This window comes from uncultured Methylobacterium sp., from assembly GCF_964242245.1.
GTDB lineage: Bacteria > Pseudomonadota > Alphaproteobacteria > Rhizobiales > Beijerinckiaceae > Methylobacterium.
In genome coordinates this window covers 1-18,392 of record NZ_CAXTBY010000083.1, presented here as the reverse complement: position 1 = coordinate 18,392, position 18,392 = coordinate 1, and the positions used below count along the sequence as shown (strand labels likewise).

Here is an 18,392-nt window from a genome sequence, read left to right as displayed (position 1 = left end):
GGCGGCTTCGGTGGCCGCCTTGGCATCGCTGGCGCCGAACCAGGCGGCACGGGGCGTGCCGCTCTCATCGCGCCCGAACACGACGAAGGCGGGCGGCTGCGGCTGAAGAGGTGTTTCGGCGACGAGCGCCGGGAGGGTGCGTCGGCTCATAAGGTGCTCCTGAAACGAAGAAGGCCCCCGTGACGGGGGCCTTGTGCAGAGTGGTTGGTGAGGAGGGCGCGCTGATCTCGGCGCGATGGCGGTCTCAGCCGCTGTGGTCGTGATCGCCCGTGCATGGCGCGTCTCCTCAGGTGATGTCGGCCGGCGCCGATGAAGCGCATCGCGTTGCCAGCCGACACCGTCAGCATGGCCGAAAACGTCAGCGATGTCAAGATTAAAGTCCTAAAACGCAGCAGCGGCGAGTGAAGCGTACTACCGTTACGCGCCATCATCGGAAATTCCGTGTCGGCACACTGATCTCCGCCGCGACGGCCCGGATTCCAGGTTTGTCGCCGCCCGGCGCTACGCGCTCGTATGTAATCTGCTGACGCTGGTCCCGTCCCCCGCTGCGCGCCTCGTCGCCGCGACCCTGTGGTGGCAGGAACGCAGTGTCCCCGTCCGCGCGGTCGCCAACCCGGCGCAGCATCGCCGTCAAGTCGACGAGGCTGTCCACCAGGACGTGAACGACGAGACCCTGACGCTGGACGCGGCCTCGCACACCCATCATCCCGGCCGTCAGGATGAGGCGCCGGTGGCGTTCGAACACGGGAGGCCAGACGATGAGGTTGGCGATGCCCGTCTCGTCCTCCAGAGTGATGAACATGGTGCCTTTGGCCGAGCCCGGCTTCTGGCGCATCAGTACCAAGCCCGCGACCGCGAGCGCCCGCGCGGTGGGTGCTGTGTCGAGCACCCGGCACGGCCGGTAGCCCTGGGCCGCGAGGTCGCCGCGCAGGAAGGCGAGCGGGTGCGCGCGCAGGCTCAGGCCGGTGGCGTGGTAGTCTTCCACCACCTCTCGCCCCGCGCCCATCGGCACGAGGTCTACCGCCGGTTCGATCCGCTCGGGTCGCGGTTGCCCCTCGCGCGCGTCGGCGGCCTCGAACAGGTCCAGCGGCCGGTCGGCGAGCCCGCGGATCGCCCAGAGCGCCGCGCGCCGGTCGAGGCCGAGCGACAGGAAGGCGTCGGCCCCGGCCAGCGCGCGCAAGCCCCTCGCCGAGACGCCGGCGCGCCGCCACACGTCCTCGACCGAGGCGTAGCCGGCCGGGGGCCGCGCCGCGACCAGAAGCGCGGCGTCCTGTTCGGGCAGGCCGCGGACCATGCGCAGGCCCTCGCGCACCGCGAGCCAGCGCCCGCCCGCCGGCTCCAGGGTGCAGTCCCAGGCCGAGGCGTTGACGTCGACCGGCCGGACCTCGACGTCGTGTGCTTGAGCGTCGCGCACGAGCTGCGCCGATGCGTAGAAGCCCATCGGCTGCGCGTTCAGGATCGCGCACAGGAACACGTCCGGGTGGTGGCACTTCAGCCAGGACGAGGCGTAGGCGATCAGCGCGAACGAGGCGGCGTGGCTCTCCGGGAAGCCGTAGGAGCCGAACCCTTCCAACTGCTTGAAGGTCCGTTCGGCGAACTCCTGGGCGTAGCCGTTGCCGACCATGCCGGCGATCAGCTTGTCCCGGAACGGGGACACCCCGCCCGGGGACTTGAACGTCGCCATCGCGCGACGCAGCCGGTCGGCCTCGTCCGGGGTGAAGCCGCCGGCCACGATGGCGACCTGCATCGCCTGCTCCTGGAACAGCGGCACGCCGAGCGTCTTCTCCAGCACCCGCCGCAGCGTCTCCGTCGGGTAGGTCACCCGCTCGCGGCCCTCCCGCCGCCGCAGGTAGGGATGGACCATGTCGCCCTGGATCGGGCCGGGGCGGACGATCGCGACCTGGATGACGAGGTCGTAGAACGTCGTCGGCTTCATCCGCGGCAGCATCGCCATCTGCGCCCGGCTCTCGATCTGGAACGTGCCGACCGTGTCGGCGCGCCGGATCATCGCGTAGGTGGCGGCGTCCTTGGCGGGAATCGCCGCGAGTTCGGTCGGGGCGCCGGGACGGTGGGTGGCCAGCAGGTCGAAGGCCCGGCGCAGGCAACCCAGCATCCCGAGACCGAGCACGTCCACCTTCATGAACCGCAGGGTCTCGATGTCGGCCTTGTCCCACTCGATGGTCTGCCGGTCGGCCATCGTCGCCGGCATCACCGGGCAGAGCTCGTCGAGGCGGCCGAGCGTCAGCACGAAGCCGCCGGGGTGCTGGCCGAGGTGGCGCGGCGTGTCGATGAGCTGGCGCGCGAGGTCCAGAGTGAGGCGGAGGCGCCGGTCGTCGGGGTTGAGGTTGAGGCTCGCCACCTCCCGGTCGCCGACGCCGTCCCTCGACATGCCCCAGACGAGGCCGGCGAGCGCGCCGGTGACGTCCTCGGGCACGCCGAGCGCCTTGCCGACCTCGCGCACGGCGCCGCGCGCGCCGTAGCGGATCACGGTGGCGCAGAGCGCGGCGCGGTGGCGCCCGTAGGTCTCGTAGACCCACTGGATCACCTCCTCGCGGCGCTCATGCTCGAAATCCACGTCGATGTCCGGCGGTTCGTTCCGGTTCTCCGAGATGAACCGCTCGAACAGCAGGCCCTGCCGGACAGGATCGATGCTGGTGATGCCGAGGACGAAACACACGGCGGAGTTCGCCGCCGAGCCGCGGCCCTGGCACAGGATGCCTTTGCCGCGGGCGAACCGCACGATGCTCTCCACCGTGAGGAAGTACGGCGCGTAGGCGAGGCGCTCGATCAGGGCTAGCTCGTGCCGAATTTGGGCCGCGACCGCGCCGGGCAGGCCGTCCGGGTAGCGTTCGGCCGCGCCCGCCCAGGTCAGCGCCTCAAGCCGATCCTGCGCCGGCGTGCCATCCTCGGCGGCCTCGGTCGGGTAGCTGTAGGTGAGTTCGTCGAGGGAGAAGCGGCAGCGCGCCAGGATCTCAGCCGTACGCGCCAGCGCGTCGGGGTGGCGCTGCATCAGGCGTTCAGCCTCGTGCGGCGCGACGAGGTGGCGCCCGGCATGGTGCTCGCGGGCGCGGCCGAGCCGGTCCACGGTCGTCCCAAGACGGATGGCCGTGACGACGTCCTGCAGCACCCGCCGGTCGGGCACGTGGTAGAGCACGTCGCCGGTCGCCACGGTCGGCACCCTGGCTTTCCGTGCCAGCGCGGCGACCGCGTCCAGGCGCAGGGCGTCGCCCGGCCGGTAGCGGCGCGTCAGGGCGCAGTAGCCTCGGTCGCCGAACGTCGCCTTCACCCGCGCGAGATCGTCGGCTAGCGCCGCATCGGGCCGGTCGGTGAGGAGCACGGCGACGAGGCCGTCCGACCAGGCGCCGACATCCTCCCAATGCAGCCGGCAATCGCCCTTCTCGGCCCGGCCTTTGCCCAGGGTGAGCAGGCGGCACAGGCGCCCGTAGGCGAGCCGGTCGGTCGGATAGACCAGGAGCGAGGGGCCGCCCTCAGCGAGGTCGAGCCGGCACCCGACGACCGGGCGCAAGCCGGTGGCCTTGGCCGCGTCGTGGGCCTGGACGATGCCGGCAAGCGAGTTGCGGTCGGCGATGCCGAGAGCGGTATGCCCGAGGAGCGCCGCCGTCGCGAACAGCTCTCGCGGCGAAGAGGCGCCGCGCAGGAAGGAATAGTGCGTCGTGACCTGAAGCTCGACGTAGCCCACTAGGTCTCGCCGATGCCGTGCAGCCACCAGCGCCCGCCCTCGACCGCGGATGCGTCTCGGAACAACCACCAGCGGTCGCCGTCCGTCGTCTCGACGCAGTAGTAGTCGCGTACGAGGCCGCCTTCCGCGTCCGACACCCACCATTCGCCATGCATACGTTCCGGGCCGTCGGCGCGCGCGACACGGAGGCGCGAGCGGCGCCAGACGAACAGGGCGGGCGGATGATCGGGCGCGAGCGCGAGGACCATCACCGATTCCGGCGGACGGAGCAGGCGCACGGGCCGGGGCAGGTTGGCGGGCCAGTCCGCATCCGGCACCGCCGCGAGGGGGGCAACCCGCCGCACTGACCGCTCCGGTAGCCCGCTCGGCACCGGCGCGACGCGGAACACCCGCCGCGCGCCGAGCCGCACCGTCAGCCGGTCCACGAGTTCGGCTAGGTCGGCCTCCGCCCCGTCGCCGGTCAGGTCGCCCAAGCCTGCCTGCGTCGCGTCGAGCCATTCCACGCGGGCGGCGGCGAGCACCGCCTCGTCGATGCCGAAGCCCGGATCGACCAGCGCCAGCCGTTCGACGAACAGGCGCAGGAGGTGGCGCACGGCCCGGCTCGGCTGCGCGGTCGCGACGCGCACGCCCTGGCTCACGCCATCGACACGGCGGAACAGCAGGTCGAGGCGGCGCACTCCGACCCCTTGCCGTTCCAGCAACGGACACAGATCGGTCAGCAGCCGTTCCGTCACGCGGGCGAGCGTCTCGGGCGCGCTGATCGGCTCGGCGAAGGCGAGGCGCACGCTCGGCACCTCGTGCAGCGCGAGGTAGACCAGCGGCTCGGGAGCGTGGCCGAGGGCTTGGTCGAGGCGCAGCACCGCCTCCTCGCCGAAGCGCAGGCGCAGGGGCGCGCGCGGCTTGGCCGCGAGCTGGCCCACCCGCTCGATGCCGAGCTGCACCAGCCCGGCGACGGTCCCGCGGGAGAGGCGAAGGCTGCGCACCGGCAGCTCGGCGATGGCGGCATCCTGGCACCCCGGCGCGACGATCGGCTCTTGGGGGGCGAAGCGCGCCATCGCCCACGCCGCACCCGGCGTGTCGGCGACGGCGGCTCGCGCCGAGAGCGCGCGCTGGGCCAAGCCGGTGACGAGGTCCTCGATCAGCCGCGCCTCGCCTTGGAACAGGTGGGCGGCACCGGCGACCTCGATCCACAGGCCGTCGGGCAGGTCGATGGCGACCAGGGGTGAGTAGCGGCGCAGGCACCACGCCCCGAGCCCGTGCAGAGCCTCAGCGGCACCCTCGGGGTCGGCCTCGACTATGGTGAGGTCGAGGACGGCGGCCTGGGCGTGCGCGACCGCCATGCCGGGCCGTAGCCCCAAGCGCCGCGCCGCGCGGTCCACGGCGACGAGCACGCGGCGCGGGCCGTCGCTCGTCGCGACGACGAGCGGGCTATCCCACGCCGGCGCGCGGGAGGCGTTCCGGCGTCGCCACAGGTCGGTCGCCCAGGTCGGCAGGTAGACGGAGACGACCCGTCGCATCAGGCGCGTCCAGGATCCAGGAGTGAGGGGCATCCGCGCCACGGGCACGGGTGAGTTCGACGAGCCAGCGGGCTCGGGGCAAGCCGGGCAGCGGTGGCCCGGTGCCGGGTTGGGGCGAGACCCGCCAGCGGGTCAGCGCCACGGTCGGCTCGCCCTCGCCGGCCGTTCGCGCCGTCCCGGTGCGCCAGCGACGGATCGCGAGCGCCATGATGCCCGTGCGCTCGGCCGCGAGTTGCAGGCGGCGGGAGGCGGTCAGCTCGAGGCGGGAGACCTCGCCGACGACGGCGGCGAGGCCTCGGGTGTGCAGCCCCTCCTCCATCGCTGGCAGAACCTCCGCATCGTTCCAGGTCTCAGCGAAGACGACGCGACTCGGCATCAGGCCGACGCCGACGAGGGAGGGGGCGAACAGGTCGCGGCCGCTCAGGCACCACAGCACGGGTCCGGGCAGGCGGGCGAGGATGCCGGCGGTGAACAGGGCGGCGAGCGCACCGTACTCGGCGGCAGCACCCGCCTCGCTCACCTCGTGGAGTGCCCCGCAGCGCAAACCGCCGGTCGGCAGGTGCGCGTCCAAGTCGGGCACGCCGAAGGCGAGGGCTGGCCGTTGCCGAACCCGGTCGCGGACCAAGTCGTCGAGCTGCCGGCGCAGGCGGAAGAGCCGGTCGTCGCGCTCGTTCGCGGCCTCCGGCATGACCTGCTCCTCCTTCCGCGACGGGCTATGTTCCTATTTTGTTCTTATATGAGGATGAGTCAACGCACCGCGCGACCTGTGGATAACTAGGACTTAAAGCCTTGTCATTCCTCAAGAATACACGCTTAAGAGCCTGTGTATGGTGTTTCAATTGGCAATGTAGCAGGGAAATTAAGGATGCACCTCGCTGGTTTGAGTTCGTTGCACCGCTCAACTCCCTAAATCACTCCTGGACCGGCTGGTCGGAGGCAGGCTTGCTGAGAGGGGGGGATTTTCTCCAGCTCACGCTTCATGGCGGGCAGATCGTACTCACCGTACCTGTCTCCCTCGGAGCGAGGTGAATGGCCCGTGATGGCATCTGCGATGTCGGGCGCGAGGCCGTGGTTGCGCGCCAGGGTCTTGAAACGGTGTCGCCACGAGTGATTGGGGGCCAGGCGCGGGTCTCCGGCGAGGTCGCACGAGGGACACGCCTCATCGCGAGTGTCATGGCTCTCGATCCGATGGCGGAGCGTACCGGCGATCCATCGACCGATGGCAGAGTGCCGATCGGGGTCCCGCGATTTCAGGCGAGCCTCTACGGTGAATACGACGTTCCGTTCGCGAAAGGGCTGACGCTCACGGCCGGCTTTACTATCTCGGCGCGCAATACGTGGATCTGGCAAATACGCAGAAGATCCCAGAGTGGTCTCGATTTGATTTAGGCCTAAGATATCGAATGCATCTCGATGCGGGAACCCTCGCAACCTTTCGCTTGAACGTCGATAACGTTGCCGATCATCGCTACTATGCCTCCGCCGCCTACGGTCTTGGCCTTGGTGCGCCACGCACGCTGCGGGCCTCACTGCAGATCGAGTGGTGAGGAAGCTGGGAGGCGCGAGGGCTTGGCGGTCCCCGAGATCGCGCGCGAGATCATTCCCGAAAGGACCGCCGACGCGCAGGCCTTGACGGTCCTCGTGCGCGACGAGGCTCAGAGGACCGTCTACGCGGCCACCCTACCTTTCGCCGGGCTCCGGATGAACGAGACGACAACGTCCCGCTAATCGAACACGGCTAGGCGGAGAGTCTCAAGATCACTGCGGACGACCCGACGATGTGGGCCAGGGTCACCAGGACGGACCCGGTATGAAGGACGCCGAAGCGTGCGCGATTGCCCATGTCGGTCGCCCCATTGATGGCCGGCATGAGGATCTGGCGCGCGAGGAGTGCCGTGACGGCGATGAGTCCCAGTATGAGTGCCGATGCCATATCGATGGTGGCCGTCAGCGCCGTGCCAACGAGTGCGCACCCTATGACGAAGACGTAGAAATGCGGGAAGGCGCGGCGCAGGAGGGGGCCTGCCGCGTCGGCGGGCAACGCGCTGAACAGGAACGAGGCAAAGCCGAACGAGTACAGGACCATCCCGCCGAACAGGAGGGCCGTAAGGAGGATAGCCGCTTGCGAGAGCATCGTTCCAAGCCTCTATGTTTTGCTGGCCCTTGAGGGGCGCTATTCGGTTCGCACGACCCCGCCGTTCCCATTCCCCTTCCTCGAAGGAATGTTTCCCTGCTTCACAAGCCGGATGGGGGATGGCCCAACGCTTAGATCGGTTCTCCAGCTGTCTGCTTGGTGCAGGCCCCGAACACCTCCGTGATCCTTAAATCAGCATGGGCATCCATGCCCGCGGCGTCATTGAGACAGGACAGCACATCCTTGCGCGATACGGTTCCTACGCCGGCTTCCAGCTGCTGCAGGAGGCGGTCCCGGTCCGCACCGGATGCAGCACTCCAGTCACGAAGGGTGTCCTGCGGTTGTAGGGCTAGGACTGGCGTCGCAACCGATGCCAGCATCAAAATCAGCAGCGAGCGAACCGGCATCTTCGAGGCTCCACGTTCAAATTAATCTGGATATATTTTCATACCGCCTAATTCTATGAAATTAGGCTATCCACTTAGCGGGCCTCAGCGCCGATATTGGATCTCGCAATCTTGTTTTTTGAAAGCGTATTATCACGTAGGCGCTTGGTTTAACTTCTCATTATAGAATCGATAGATGCCCATGATTTTTGGCGGCCTGGACCTATCTGTGAAGCCGAACCGACATGACGATGCGCCTTTCTACCGCACGCCGCGGTCCTATGAACGCACGTGCATCAGTCAGAATCTCCCGCGCGTGGAAGGCACGGTCTGTCGGATCAAGGATGCCCGCCACCTTGCGACCTGCGACAACAAGTTGATCAGCACCGACGCCTTCGCGCTGGATCTTGCCGTTGGCGCCTTCCGGTCCTCATGGAGCCTATGACTCGACGTTCGATCGTCGAGCGGCAGGGCTTCCTTTGACCGCATGCGCCTTCCTCCCGTCGCCGACGGAATTCAGCCTGGGTTCGTCCCAGCCGCTCAAGCTCCGCGATGAGCCCGACCGGTCACGAGCGAGCGGCGACTGCCGCACCTTGAGATCCACACCGATGCGCAATCACATCCTTGGCGCCGCCTTCGCGCTTCTCCTGCCGACCCTTTCCGCACAGGCCCAGGATGCAGCCGCCGGCAAGAAGGTCTTCACGGCCTGCAAGGCCTGCCACGCCTTCGGTAAGAACGGCCTCGGCCCGAACCTGACGGGCGTCGTCGGGCGTAAGGCCGCGTCGGTGAAAGGCTACAACTATTCGAATGCCCTCAAGAAGTCGGGCATCACGTGGGACGAGGCCAATCTCAAGGAATGGCTGACCGGCCCTGCCGCCAACAAGGTCAAAGGCACCAAGATGCCCTATCAAGGTCTCAAGGATGACAAGAAGGTTGCTGACGTCATGCCTGCCTGGCAACCATGAAGTAGGCACTGCCGAGGTCCTTTTCGCCGGGAAGCGGTTTCCGAACACCGGAAGCGGTCTGTCCTGCCTGGACCTTCGACGTGCGAAGCATAGGCCCGGCGGCCATCGAACGGTCGCCCGGCATAGGTCCCGGCATGGGTCCAGTTACCGCCCTCGTCAGCCCAGGCGGCGAGCTTCCACTGCGCCCGGGCCTCGTACGGAATGGTCGGTAATGGCTCCTTTCGAAACGACGATTTTCTATGGAACCATACTATCGCGACTGCGTTTTGTGCGCGCGAGGCCAGTTTTCGGCTCGCTGAACGGGCGCCGGGTCAGGCATCTGGCGACCCTTGTCATCACGTTGCTCCAAGGAGGATGTGGTCATGAGGACCCTCGATTTCGCTCCCCTCTACCGTTCCACCGTCGGCTTCGACCGACTGTTCTCGATGCTGGACAAGGCCACCCAGGCCGAAACATCCTCGACGTGGCCGCCCTATGACATCGAACGGGTGGCCGACGACGAGTACCGCATCACCATGGCCGTTGCCGGGTTCGCCGAGGATGAGATCGAGCTGACCCAGCACGACACGAATCTTCTGGTCACAGGCCAGAGGAAGTCGTCCGAGGGTGACAGCCAGATCCTGCATCGCGGTATCGCCGCCCGGACGTTCCGCCAGACCTTCAACTTGGCGGACCACGTCAAGGTCGTCGGCGCGAACCTTGAGAACGGCCTGTTGACCGTGAACCTCAAGCGCGAGGTACCGGAGGCCCTGAAGCCCCGGCGCATCCCCATCGGCGGGACGCAGTCCGCCGTGGGCCAGGACAACGCACAGCCTCGGATCGAGGCTGTGCGCCAGGCGGCCTAAGCCCGAGTTCCGCCTGCCGTCGAACGTCCCCCCTCGCGCGTCCGCAAGGCCGCGAGGGGGGCTCCGCCCATCCAACCCATGATTCAGGAAGGATGATCGATGTCGATGATGGAGACCTACCGTTCCCGTTCCGGCGCCGTGAACCCATACGGCGCGTCCCCGGCCTCTTTCGAGGCGTGGCAGGCGCTTGTCGCTCCCGGCGACGTGTTCCGCCACCCGAGGGAGGTGTTGGCCCACCCGGGGCTTTCACAGGGTGAGAAGCGTGCGATCCTCGCCTCGTGGGCGTCGGATGCGAGCGCCCTCGAAAACGCGCCGAGCATGCGTTGCCTCACGGGCAGCAGGGCCGAGCCGGTGTCGGTCGACGCCGTTCTCGCCGCCCTGGGCGAACTCGACCGCAAGTCCGTTCCGGCTACGACCAAGGCTTCGGCGATGCAGCCGAATCGACGGCGCCTTCGGCGGCTCGCGGACCTGCACTGGTACGTCCGTCCTGGGCGGCGCGACGACGACGACGACCCGCCGCCATGTCCGGTGACGTCGATGCCGCGTCCCAAGACCCCTCCGAGCGCCTCGCTCGCCGCCGCCATCCCGGCCTAGCGGTTCGCATCACGCCCTGACGCCGTTGGCGTCATCGAGGAAGCCGGATGGCCCGATGTCCCGCTTGACCGCGGCGTCGGGCCGTCATCCGTTTCGAGCGGCGCCCGAGTGCTGCGGCGGTTGTCGCTATGATCGATCGATCCACGATCTCCAACCCTCACCGAGCGTCACCGCGATGGGTAAGTTCGCCTACTATCTCGTGACCTTGTGCGAGTCTGTCCTCGGAGTCTTCGGCGTGCGGACCTTCTACGATCAGCCCCGGTACTCCGTCGTCGAGCGTCTTGACCGTGGTGTCGAGGTCCGAGCCTATGAGGAGCGCCTCGCCATCGAGACCGACGAGCGCGGACGGGGAGATGGCGAAGCGTTCGGGCGGCTCTTCCGCTACATCACCGGCGCGAACCGGCGGGGCGACCGCATCGCCATGACCACGCCCCTGGAGACTGGCGGTCAACGCATCGCGATGACGGTTCCGGTCGAACAGGGAGCGGGGGGAACCATGCGGTTCTTCCTCCCACGCGACATTGCCGTAGCCGGACCTCCGGAACCTACCGAGGCGGGCGTCCGTCTGGTCCGCGTCCAAGCCGAGAAGATCGCCGCACTTCGTTTCTCAGGCTCGATCACGCCGGAGGCTCGTACCGAGCAGGAGCGCATCCTGACCGAGGTGCTGGCGACATCCGGACGAACGACCATCGCCCCACCCTTCCTGATGGGCTACGACCCGCCATTCGCGCTTCCGTTTCTTCGACGGAACGAAGTGGCTGCGCGACTTGCGACGCCGTGACCGGCTCCCGCCTCGGTAAGGTACCGTCTCCGCTCCAGTCGGGGCTCACACTCAAGCCACCCGCGGCATTGACCCCTCGCTACGGATGGCCAGTACCGTGTCGGGCGGCGAGCCACCGATACACGGCGCCTCCCGCCACGCCGGACAGGATGCTCGCAAGCGGTCGGTCGACAATGTCGATGAACAGCCGCCAGAGTCCCAGGCCGATGGCGGACCCGCAGGTCACGTGGAACGCCGGATGCCCGATCCCTGCCCGAGATGGTCAGGCAAAGAAGGAACGCCGGCAAGGCGAAGAGCCCCACGAGGAACAAGGCCATACCAAGCGTGATTGCGACCGTAATCCAGTCGGAGGGGAAGGCGGTTTCGGTGGGAACGGGCGCTGGAGGTGCGAGCATCCGGCTCGCACCGTCGAGCAAAACGAAGGTCGCCACCGCCACCGCTACGGACGCGAAGTAACCGCCGCGCCCGCGCACGACCGGATCTTCGGACATCCCACGTCGGATCGGGCGTTGCGTCACGGTCCACCTCTGGCTGTACCGTCCGTGAGCCTATCCAGCATGCTCCGAGCGGCAAACGCCCACTCGGGACCATTCCGAACGACGATAGGGGCAACGACATGCTCAGCCGACGGCCGGTGTGACCACGCGGATGCGCGGATGGGGGTGTCGCAGATGCGACACCGTCCCGGTGAGATGCTAGGGGCTCCGGATGGCCGCCAGACACTCCCGACACATCGCCCTGACCGAGCCGCTGATCGCCTACGTCGAAGGGCAGGTCGCCAAGGGGGACTACACATCTATCAGCGAGGTGGTCCGGTCGGCGCTCCGTCTTCTGATCGCGCACGACGAGGCGAAGGCTGCCCGTGTAGCGGCATCGACCGGGTCCGCCAATGTCCGCGCCTGAGGATGCCGTCGCGGAGGCCGCGCGCGATCCGGCCAGGCTCGCGACCCTCGACGGCTATGGCATCCTCGACACCGAGGCCGAGCAAGGCTTCGATGACATCGTTCTACTCGCCTCCCGAATCTGCGGGACGTCGGTCGCGCTGGTCAGCCTCGTCGCCGACGACCGGCAATGGTTCAAGGCCCGCATCGGGTTCGACCCCTGCCAGACCCCGCTGTCGCAGTCGGTCTGCGCGCATGCCCTGCGGCAGCCCGGCTTGCTGGTCATCCCGGATCTGACCGCCGACCCCCGGACCCGGAACAATGCGCTGGTGACCGGGGAGCCCCGGCTGAGGTTCTATGCCGGTGCGCGACTGGAGACACCCGAAGGCCTGGCGCTCGGGACTCTGTGCGTGATCGACATGGTGCCCCGACCACAGGGGCTGACGCCAGAACAGGCCGAGGCCCTGGAGGCCCTGGGGCGGCAGGTCATGGCGCAGATGGAACTCCGTCGGTCGATGGTGGCGCGCGACGACGCCCTGCGCACCGCCCGGGAGGCGGACGTCCGCCATGGGCAGATCCTCGAAAGCGCCCGCGACTACGCCATCGTGACCACCGACCTCGACGGCCTCGTGACCGGTTGGAGCGTCGGCGCCGAGGCCATCCTCGGCTGGTCCGAGGCCGAGATGCGCGGCAGGCCGGCACGGCTCTTCTTCACGGAAGAGGACGCCGAGGACGGCGCGCCCGAGCGCGAGATGCGCGTGAGCCGCGAGGAAGGCCGCGGCAACGACGAGCGCTGGCACGTGCGCAAGGACGGGTCGCGGTTCTTCGGCCTGGGCGAGATGATGCCGCTCCGCGCCGACGACGGCACCCATGTGGGCTACCTCAAGATCCTGAGGGACCGGACGGAGCAACGCCTCGCCGCCGAGGCGCTCCAGCGGCAGACCGACCTACTCCAGACCGTCACGGACCACGTCAGCGAGGCCGTCTTCCAACTCGACCGCGACGGCCTGGTCACCTTCGCCAACCGGACGGCGCATGGCCTGCTCGGATGGGACGCCAACGCCCTGGTCGGGCAGGACCTGCACGAGGCCGCCCACCACCACCATCCGGATGGGCGGCCGTTTCCCGCTTCGGAATGCGGCTTCGTGCGTGCCATCCGCGAGGGGAAGACCCTCCGGCAGCGCGACGCCACCTTCTTCCATCGCGACGGGACGCCCATCGAGGTGCTCTGCTCGAACGCACCCGTCCGCCAGGGCGGGACGGTCGTCGGGGCCGTGCTCACCGTCTCCGACGTCACCGGCCGGCGGCTGGACGAGCGTCGCCTCAGGGAGGTCAACGCCGAACTGGAGCGGCGGGTCGCGGAGCAGCGCGCATCCGAGGCACGGCAGCGCTTCCTGCTCGACCTGACCGACACCCTCCGCGACCAGGGCGGCCCGCGTGGGCGGATGCAGGCGGCCGTCGACGCCCTCGGACGCCACCTCTGCGCGAGCCGGGTGGGCTACGGCTTCGTCGAGGAGGACGGCCTGACCGTCACCCTCGGCACCGAATACGTCGATGGCGTCGCGACGCTCGCCGACACCTACCCCCTCGATGCGTTCGGACCCGGGAACGTCGCCAACCTCAGGAACGGTCGGACGTCGGTCTATCCCGACGTCGAGGCGGATGCGGACACGGCCGGCCTGGGGATGGACGCCTTCGGCATCGGCGCCATCGTCGCCGTACCCCAGGTCCACGAGGGACGCCTACGCTCGGTCGTCTACGTGAACCAACGGGAGCCGCGGGCCTGGACGCCCGACGAGGTCGCGCTGGTCGAGGAGGTCTCGGCCCGGATCTGGGACGCCGTCGAGCGCGTTCGCGCCCAGGGCGCATTGCGGTCTCTGAACGAGACGCTGGCGGCCCAGGTCGCCGAGCGAACCAAGGAGCGCGACCGCATCTGGCACGTGAGCCAGGACATGCTCGGCGTCGCCGACCCGAACGGGATCTGGGTAAGCATCAACCCGGCGTGGCAGCGTATCCTGGGATGGGACTACCACGACATCGTCGGGAAGACCTCGGAGTGGCTCGAACATCCCGAGGACCGGGAGAGGACGCGGGCCGAGGTCAAGCGCCTCGCCGACGGTGCGCTCACGCTCGCCTTCGAGAACCGCTTTCGGGCGCGCGACGGAGGGTACCGAACCTTGTCCTGGACGGCCGTTCCGGTGGAAGGGCTACTCTACTGCGTCTCCCGCGACGTCACCCTGGAGAAGGAGCGCGCGGCCAGCCTGCTGCAGGCCGAGGAGGCGTTGCGGCAATCGCAGAAGCTGGAGGCCGTCGGTCAATTGACCGGGGGCGTCGCGCACGATTTCAACAACCTGCTCACGGTCATCAAGTCATCGACCGATCTGCTTAAGCGTCCCAACCTTTCCGAGGATCGGCGGGCCCGGTACGTCGGCGCGATCTCCGACACAGTCGACCGGGCGGCCAAACTGACGGGTCAGCTCCTCGCCTTCGCCCGCCGGCAGGCGCTGCGCCCGGAGGTGTTCGATGCCGGCCGTAGCGTGAGGGCCATCGGTGAGATGGTCGGCACCCTCACCGGCGCTCGGATCGCGGTCGCGATCCACGTCGGGGACGAGCCCTGCCATATCAATGCGGACCCGAGCCAACTCGACACCGCCCTCGTCAACATGGCGGTCAACGCCCGTGACGCGATGGAGGGGGAGGGAAGACTCGACATCGTCGTGGAGGCGGTGGGCCTCGTGCCCGCGATGCGGTCTCACCCAGAGCGCGCCGGCGACTTTGTCCGGATCTCGCTGGCCGACACCGGTTCCGGCATCCCGGCCGACCAGATCGACCGGATCTTCGAGCCGTTCTACACGACCAAAGGCGTCGGCCAGGGCACCGGCCTCGGGCTTTCCCAGGTGTTCGGTTTCGCCAAGCAATCGGGCGGCGAGGTCGTGGTCGAGAGTGAGGTCGGACGCGGCACCACCTTCTCGCTCTACCTCCCGCGCGCGGAAACGGATTCCGGCACCCGGGAAGAAATCGCGTCCGTTGACAAGGTCGTCGACGGACGCGGGACCCACGTCCTCGTGGTCGAGGATAACCGTGAAGTCGGGACCTTCTCGACCCAGACCCTCCAGGAACTCGGTTACGGCACCCATTGGGTGACGAACGCCGACGCCGCCCTGGCGGCACTGGCCGGAAGCCCCGGCAGCTACGATGTCGTGTTCTCTGACGTGGTCATGCCAGGCATGAACGGCGTCGAACTCGGACGCGAGGTGCGACGGCTTTATCCAGGCCTGCCGGTTGTGCTGACGAGTGGCTACAGCCACGTGCTGGCCGAGGAAACCGACCACGGCTTCGAGCTCTTGCAGAAGCCGTACTCGGTCGAGGCGTTGTCGCGCATCCTCCGCCGGGCCGCCTCCAAACGTCGGCGACGCCCGGCGGCGGTGGAATAGATGCCGGATTACATCCGCATCGCCCGACCCGGCTTACCGTTCGCCATCGGGTGTTCCACCCGACGTTCTTGCGATGGCCGGGCCGACCTGAGGATCCCGGACGCGGGCCTGCCACGCGTCTCATGTTGCGACGCAGCATGGCGAGAGGCGTACGGTCGAGGAAGCGCTACCCTCGCATCGACGGTTGAGGGACGGCATCGGGTCGAACGCTCGACGGGCGGAACCGCGATGCTGCCGTCAAGCCCAAGGCCACCCCGATGCACACCATCCCCAAGCTCGCGATCCTCGTCCTCGCCATCGTCCCACTTCCCGCGATGGCCTCCTCCTGCGCCGAGCAGATCGGCACCATCGAGCGCCGTCTCGACAGCGCCGGCGCCGTGCAGGTCGCCGGCCTGCAGGCAGGGCAGCCATAGCGGTCGCCGCCTCGGCTTGATTGCTGTCGAACCAGGCGGCGCAGGGCTTGCCACCGCGATTGCGCCCAAACGGCACCAGGGTCGGTGGTTGCGGCTCGAGTGGGCTCTCGGCGGCGGGTGCCGGAATGAACTGGATAGCCATTTTTGGGCTCCTAAAACGACGAAGGCCCCCGTGATGGGGGCCTTCTGGGGAGGTGTTGATGAGGGGCGGACGTTGGTTGGCGCACGATGGCGGTCGGGGCCGCGGTATTCGTGATCGCCGGTGCATGGCGCCTCTCCACGTTCAGCGTTGGCTGGCACCGAAGCGGCGCACCGGTTCACCAATCAACAGCATCAGCATAGCAAAAATCGCAACGCTGTCAAGACTTAAATCCTATAATTGCTTTTAGTCGGTGGTAAATCTATCAAAATCTTGAGGTATCCCGTTACGATCTCATGAAATACTAAGATTTTTATCGCAGATAAAGTACATAGTCTGCGTATCGAGCTACACACCGGAGAGTGTCATGACGATTGAAGACGACGAGATCAGGATCGATACTCTGGATAGCAAACTGACAATTGCTCGTGAGAGACGCGACGGCTTAATTGCTCAGCTGCACGAGATGGAACATGCCGAACGGGCCGGAGGGCTCAATCAGGATCGCAAACGCGAGCTCGTATCGCATTCCGAGCAGGCCTATCAGCATGTTATCTTGCTGGAAAAGGAACTTGAGGCCGCTTACGACATGGCGGGTAGGTCAACAAAAGCCGCCAAATGAGGGTTTATGCCCCTGACCTGAGTAGTATTTTAGACTGGGACAATTGGAATTTTGCTGCATAGTTACGGCTATACGTAGTCGGAGGGCCAGATTCGCGAATGAGACACACAGGCGGCAGGTTGTCTGAAGATGAACACGGTGCGATATATGTCATACGTGCCGTCGACTGCCAGGTCGACCGAGTTCAGACGGGCACCCACCGCCACGAGAGGGTGTTTGACGCTGGGTCGCCGTCAAGAAGATGGCGCAGGAAGAAGGCCGCGCCGAGCGCCCACGGCAGGCGCAGCGTGAAGATCCAGATCGAAGCGAACCACATCCGGGTATGGTTGTGCAGCCACCCGGTCTCGACCAGTTGGCGCGCCCAGTCGTCGAAGCCATCGATCCCGGTGCGGCCCTCGACGGCACGTTCGTAGGCGCGGCGCAGCCCGGAGGAGGCGGCAAGCTGCTCCTCACCCTCGACCAAGAGGCGCTGATAGTCCGTCCAGATCGCAGGATGGGTCTCGAGTTAGCCCTCGAAGTAGGTCCGCCAGAACACCTCGCTGACGAACTTCTCGGCCGCCGCGCCGTGCGCGGTTTTGGCGGCGCTCACTACCTCTTCCTCGGTGATGAGGCGGCGGCGCAAATAGGGTGACAGCGCCGAGGTCGAGGTCTCGCCATCCGGTCCGGGATCGGAGTTGCGCTCGGCGGCGTAGGCGCGCCCGAGACGGGGTGTGACGGTGTCGAGGCGCGCGAACCCGGCGGCGCGGGTCATGGGGAACGTGCGGTTCATGTCTGCCACCTTGGGCGATGCCGGCCGGGCGGCCTTTTACGACCGAGGCGATGAAGACGGCTCAGGTTGTCTACCTGACCGAGGGTGGCCAGCATCTTAGCTACATGCCGGTCGGGGTCTTTGCACCGAGCGGTATCGGAACTCGGGCGGCCTGTGACCGGCCCGGCTTCTGCGCCGTGCGGCCGGGACCTCCGATCCATATCTGTCTGCAGGCCGAGGAGTACTGACGTGGTTCGGCCCGTGATTCCGGCCAGTCGCGTGCCAAGCCCCAGACCGTGGCTGGTGCGCGGCGAGGCCGAGGCGGTCGGGCCGCCTGAGACAGTGACGCTCGGCGTTGAGTTCGCGAAAGACGACCGGTCGGGCGGGTTCCCCTTCCTATTTTGGGAGGACTGGGCTTTGGCCCCGGGGGGGCTCTTTCAGCACGCAACCTGCATCCAGCGCCATCGGCCGCACGGGATGCGAGGCTTGCACGGGATTCGACCCGTCTGAGGCGGACCGACTACAGCTCACGGCGGTCGGAGCAGCTAGACGGTGCGAAAGGGTTCGACCGAGAGGCTACGATGGACATGAACAACCCCGGCGGCTGTCGCACGCCGGAAGCCCACGCTGACACAGACCGAACTCGAACGGCACCTTTGGCAGGCCGCGGACATTCTCCGTGGTCACGTCGATGCGGGAAAGTTCAAGGACTACATCTTCGCCCTACTCCTCTACCGGCGCCTCTGCGACGTTTGGGACGAGGAGTTCGAGGCTCTTCTGGCCGAAACCGGCGACCGTGAGGAAGCGTCCGATCCTGATGAGCACCGCTTCCACGTCCCGCCGCAGCATCACTGGAATGCGGTCAGGAAGCACGCCACCCAAATCGGCCAGCATTTAAACAACGCCTTCGCCGCCATTGAAGAGGCCAATCTGCGTCTGCGCGGCGTGTTCGGCGACGTAGACTTCGCCAATCAGGAACGTTTCCCCGACGCCCGGCTGGAGCGGCTGCTCGCCCACCTCGAGAAGCACCGGCTGCGGAACACCGACGTGCCGCCCGACATGCTGGGCGACGCCTACATGTATCTGATCGAGCAGTTCGCTGAGGGCGCAGGTAAGAAGGGTGGCGAGTTCTACGCGCCCCGACAGGTAGTGAAGCTGATCGTCGAATGCCTCGATTCCCAACCCGGCATATCGCGGCCTGCCGCCCAAAAGGCAAGACGCCGCCCCAGGAGC

16 protein-coding genes and 1 pseudogene are annotated in these 18,392 nt (G+C 67.4%); 11 read left to right on the top strand and 6 right to left on the bottom strand.

Going from position 1 to position 18,392, the window contains the following annotated elements; translation table 11 throughout:
- Window positions 1-427: 427 nt before the first annotated feature.
- Genes ACFE8Y_RS15730 through ACFE8Y_RS15720 form a run of 3 tightly spaced genes read right to left on the bottom strand, consistent with a single transcriptional unit; the run spans window position 428 to window position 5,905 of the window.
- Window positions 428-3,700, bottom strand: a complete 3,273-nt coding sequence (locus tag ACFE8Y_RS15730; protein WP_375465325.1) for an error-prone DNA polymerase — start codon at window positions 3,698-3,700, stop codon at window positions 428-430.
- Window positions 3,700-5,217 carry a DUF6504 family protein gene (locus ACFE8Y_RS15725; protein ID WP_375465323.1) on the bottom strand — a complete coding sequence of 506 codons (1,518 nt, stop codon included), beginning with the start codon at window positions 5,215-5,217 and terminating at the stop codon, window positions 3,700-3,702. Before ACFE8Y_RS15725 ends, ACFE8Y_RS15730 begins: the two co-directional genes overlap by 1 nt.
- Window positions 5,129-5,905, bottom strand: a complete 777-nt coding sequence (locus tag ACFE8Y_RS15720; RefSeq protein ID WP_375465322.1) for an ImuA family protein — start codon at window positions 5,903-5,905, stop codon at window positions 5,129-5,131. The genes ACFE8Y_RS15725 and ACFE8Y_RS15720 overlap by 89 nt, the downstream gene beginning before the upstream one ends.
- A gap of 341 nt (window positions 5,906-6,246) precedes the next feature.
- On the opposite strand from ACFE8Y_RS15720, the gene ACFE8Y_RS15715 reads away from it, so the two are divergent.
- Entirely contained in the window at window positions 6,247-6,606 is a 360-nt protein-coding gene (locus tag ACFE8Y_RS15715; protein WP_375465321.1) for a hypothetical protein, read from the top strand.
- Between the two features lie 349 nt (window positions 6,607-6,955).
- On the opposite strand, the gene ACFE8Y_RS15710 is transcribed toward ACFE8Y_RS15715, so the two are convergent.
- Both ACFE8Y_RS15710 and ACFE8Y_RS15705 read right to left on the bottom strand, forming a co-directional pair.
- Window positions 6,956-7,351, bottom strand: coding sequence for a DUF4149 domain-containing protein (locus ACFE8Y_RS15710; protein WP_375465320.1), 396 nt, complete (start codon window positions 7,349-7,351; stop codon window positions 6,956-6,958).
- A 131-nt stretch (window positions 7,352-7,482) separates the two neighbouring features.
- On the bottom strand, window positions 7,483-7,758 hold the full coding sequence (locus ACFE8Y_RS15705) for a hypothetical protein (protein ID WP_375465319.1): 276 nt from the start codon (window positions 7,756-7,758) through the stop codon (window positions 7,483-7,485).
- A 175-nt stretch (window positions 7,759-7,933) separates the two neighbouring features.
- On the opposite strand from ACFE8Y_RS15705, the gene ACFE8Y_RS15700 reads away from it, so the two are divergent.
- The 9 genes from ACFE8Y_RS15700 to ACFE8Y_RS15660 all read left to right on the top strand — a co-directional run bounded on the left by ACFE8Y_RS15700 (window position 7,934) and on the right by ACFE8Y_RS15660 (window position 16,411).
- Window positions 7,934-8,182 carry a hypothetical protein gene (locus ACFE8Y_RS15700; RefSeq protein ID WP_375465318.1) on the top strand — a complete coding sequence of 83 codons (249 nt, stop codon included), beginning with the start codon at window positions 7,934-7,936 and terminating at the stop codon, window positions 8,180-8,182.
- 163 nt (window positions 8,183-8,345) lie between these two features.
- Window positions 8,346-8,702, top strand: a complete 357-nt coding sequence (locus ACFE8Y_RS15695; RefSeq protein ID WP_375465317.1) for a c-type cytochrome — start codon at window positions 8,346-8,348, stop codon at window positions 8,700-8,702.
- Window positions 8,703-9,064: 362 nt separating this feature from the next.
- Window positions 9,065-9,547, top strand: coding sequence for an Hsp20 family protein (locus ACFE8Y_RS15690; protein WP_375465316.1), 483 nt, complete (start codon window positions 9,065-9,067; stop codon window positions 9,545-9,547).
- A 99-nt stretch (window positions 9,548-9,646) separates the two neighbouring features.
- Window positions 9,647-10,141 carry a hypothetical protein gene (locus tag ACFE8Y_RS15685; RefSeq protein WP_375465315.1) on the top strand — a complete coding sequence of 165 codons (495 nt, stop codon included), beginning with the start codon at window positions 9,647-9,649 and terminating at the stop codon, window positions 10,139-10,141.
- Between the two features lie 175 nt (window positions 10,142-10,316).
- The gene (locus tag ACFE8Y_RS15680) at window positions 10,317-10,922 is read left to right on the top strand and encodes a heme-binding protein (protein WP_375465314.1); all 606 of its coding nucleotides are present in this window, start codon (window positions 10,317-10,319) and stop codon (window positions 10,920-10,922) included.
- 708 nt (window positions 10,923-11,630) lie between these two features.
- Window positions 11,631-11,825, top strand: a complete 195-nt coding sequence (locus tag ACFE8Y_RS15675; protein ID WP_375465313.1) for a type II toxin-antitoxin system ParD family antitoxin — start codon at window positions 11,631-11,633, stop codon at window positions 11,823-11,825.
- A complete protein-coding gene (locus ACFE8Y_RS15670; RefSeq protein ID WP_375465312.1) occupies window positions 11,812-15,237 on the top strand; it encodes a PAS domain S-box protein in 3,426 nt (1,141 codons plus the stop codon). Before ACFE8Y_RS15675 ends, ACFE8Y_RS15670 begins: the two co-directional genes overlap by 14 nt.
- A 257-nt stretch (window positions 15,238-15,494) precedes the next feature.
- Entirely contained in the window at window positions 15,495-15,650 is a 156-nt protein-coding gene (locus ACFE8Y_RS15665) for a hypothetical protein (RefSeq protein ID WP_375465311.1), read from the top strand.
- Window positions 15,651-16,156: 506 nt separating this feature from the next.
- Window positions 16,157-16,411, top strand: coding sequence for a hypothetical protein (locus tag ACFE8Y_RS15660; RefSeq protein ID WP_375465310.1), 255 nt, complete (start codon window positions 16,157-16,159; stop codon window positions 16,409-16,411).
- 193 nt (window positions 16,412-16,604) lie between these two features.
- Here ACFE8Y_RS15660 and ACFE8Y_RS15655 read toward each other — a convergent pair.
- Window positions 16,605-17,162, bottom strand: a pseudogene (locus tag ACFE8Y_RS15655) (FAD-binding domain-containing protein); the annotation flags it as partial.
- A gap of 624 nt (window positions 17,163-17,786) precedes the next feature.
- Here ACFE8Y_RS15655 and ACFE8Y_RS15650 point away from each other — a divergent pair.
- The coding region (locus ACFE8Y_RS15650; protein ID WP_375465324.1) for a type I restriction-modification system subunit M N-terminal domain-containing protein at window positions 17,787-18,392 on the top strand (606 nt) is incomplete at its 3' end.

Excerpts from the sequence above, each read along its gene's own strand:
- ACFE8Y_RS15660 (WP_375465310.1), top strand. The coding sequence starts at position 16,157 with ATGACGATTGAAGACGACGAGATCAGGATCGATACTCTGGATAGCAAA.
- ACFE8Y_RS15725 (WP_375465323.1), bottom strand. The coding sequence starts at position 5,217 with ATGCGACGGGTCGTCTCCGTCTACCTGCCGACCTGGGCGACCGACCTG.
- ACFE8Y_RS15715 (WP_375465321.1), top strand. The coding sequence starts at position 6,247 with ATGGCCCGTGATGGCATCTGCGATGTCGGGCGCGAGGCCGTGGTTGCG.
- ACFE8Y_RS15690 (WP_375465316.1), top strand. The coding sequence starts at position 9,065 with ATGAGGACCCTCGATTTCGCTCCCCTCTACCGTTCCACCGTCGGCTTC.
- ACFE8Y_RS15705 (WP_375465319.1), bottom strand. The coding sequence starts at position 7,758 with ATGCCGGTTCGCTCGCTGCTGATTTTGATGCTGGCATCGGTTGCGACG.
- ACFE8Y_RS15665 (WP_375465311.1), top strand. The coding sequence starts at position 15,495 with ATGCACACCATCCCCAAGCTCGCGATCCTCGTCCTCGCCATCGTCCCA.
- ACFE8Y_RS15695 (WP_375465317.1), top strand. The coding sequence starts at position 8,346 with ATGCGCAATCACATCCTTGGCGCCGCCTTCGCGCTTCTCCTGCCGACC.
- ACFE8Y_RS15680 (WP_375465314.1), top strand. The coding sequence starts at position 10,317 with ATGGGTAAGTTCGCCTACTATCTCGTGACCTTGTGCGAGTCTGTCCTC.
- ACFE8Y_RS15700 (WP_375465318.1), top strand. The coding sequence starts at position 7,934 with ATGCCCATGATTTTTGGCGGCCTGGACCTATCTGTGAAGCCGAACCGA.
- ACFE8Y_RS15685 (WP_375465315.1), top strand. The coding sequence starts at position 9,647 with ATGTCGATGATGGAGACCTACCGTTCCCGTTCCGGCGCCGTGAACCCA.
- ACFE8Y_RS15710 (WP_375465320.1), bottom strand. The coding sequence starts at position 7,351 with ATGCTCTCGCAAGCGGCTATCCTCCTTACGGCCCTCCTGTTCGGCGGG.
- ACFE8Y_RS15670 (WP_375465312.1), top strand. The coding sequence starts at position 11,812 with ATGTCCGCGCCTGAGGATGCCGTCGCGGAGGCCGCGCGCGATCCGGCC.
- ACFE8Y_RS15720 (WP_375465322.1), bottom strand. The coding sequence starts at position 5,905 with ATGCCGGAGGCCGCGAACGAGCGCGACGACCGGCTCTTCCGCCTGCGC.
- ACFE8Y_RS15675 (WP_375465313.1), top strand. The coding sequence starts at position 11,631 with ATGGCCGCCAGACACTCCCGACACATCGCCCTGACCGAGCCGCTGATC.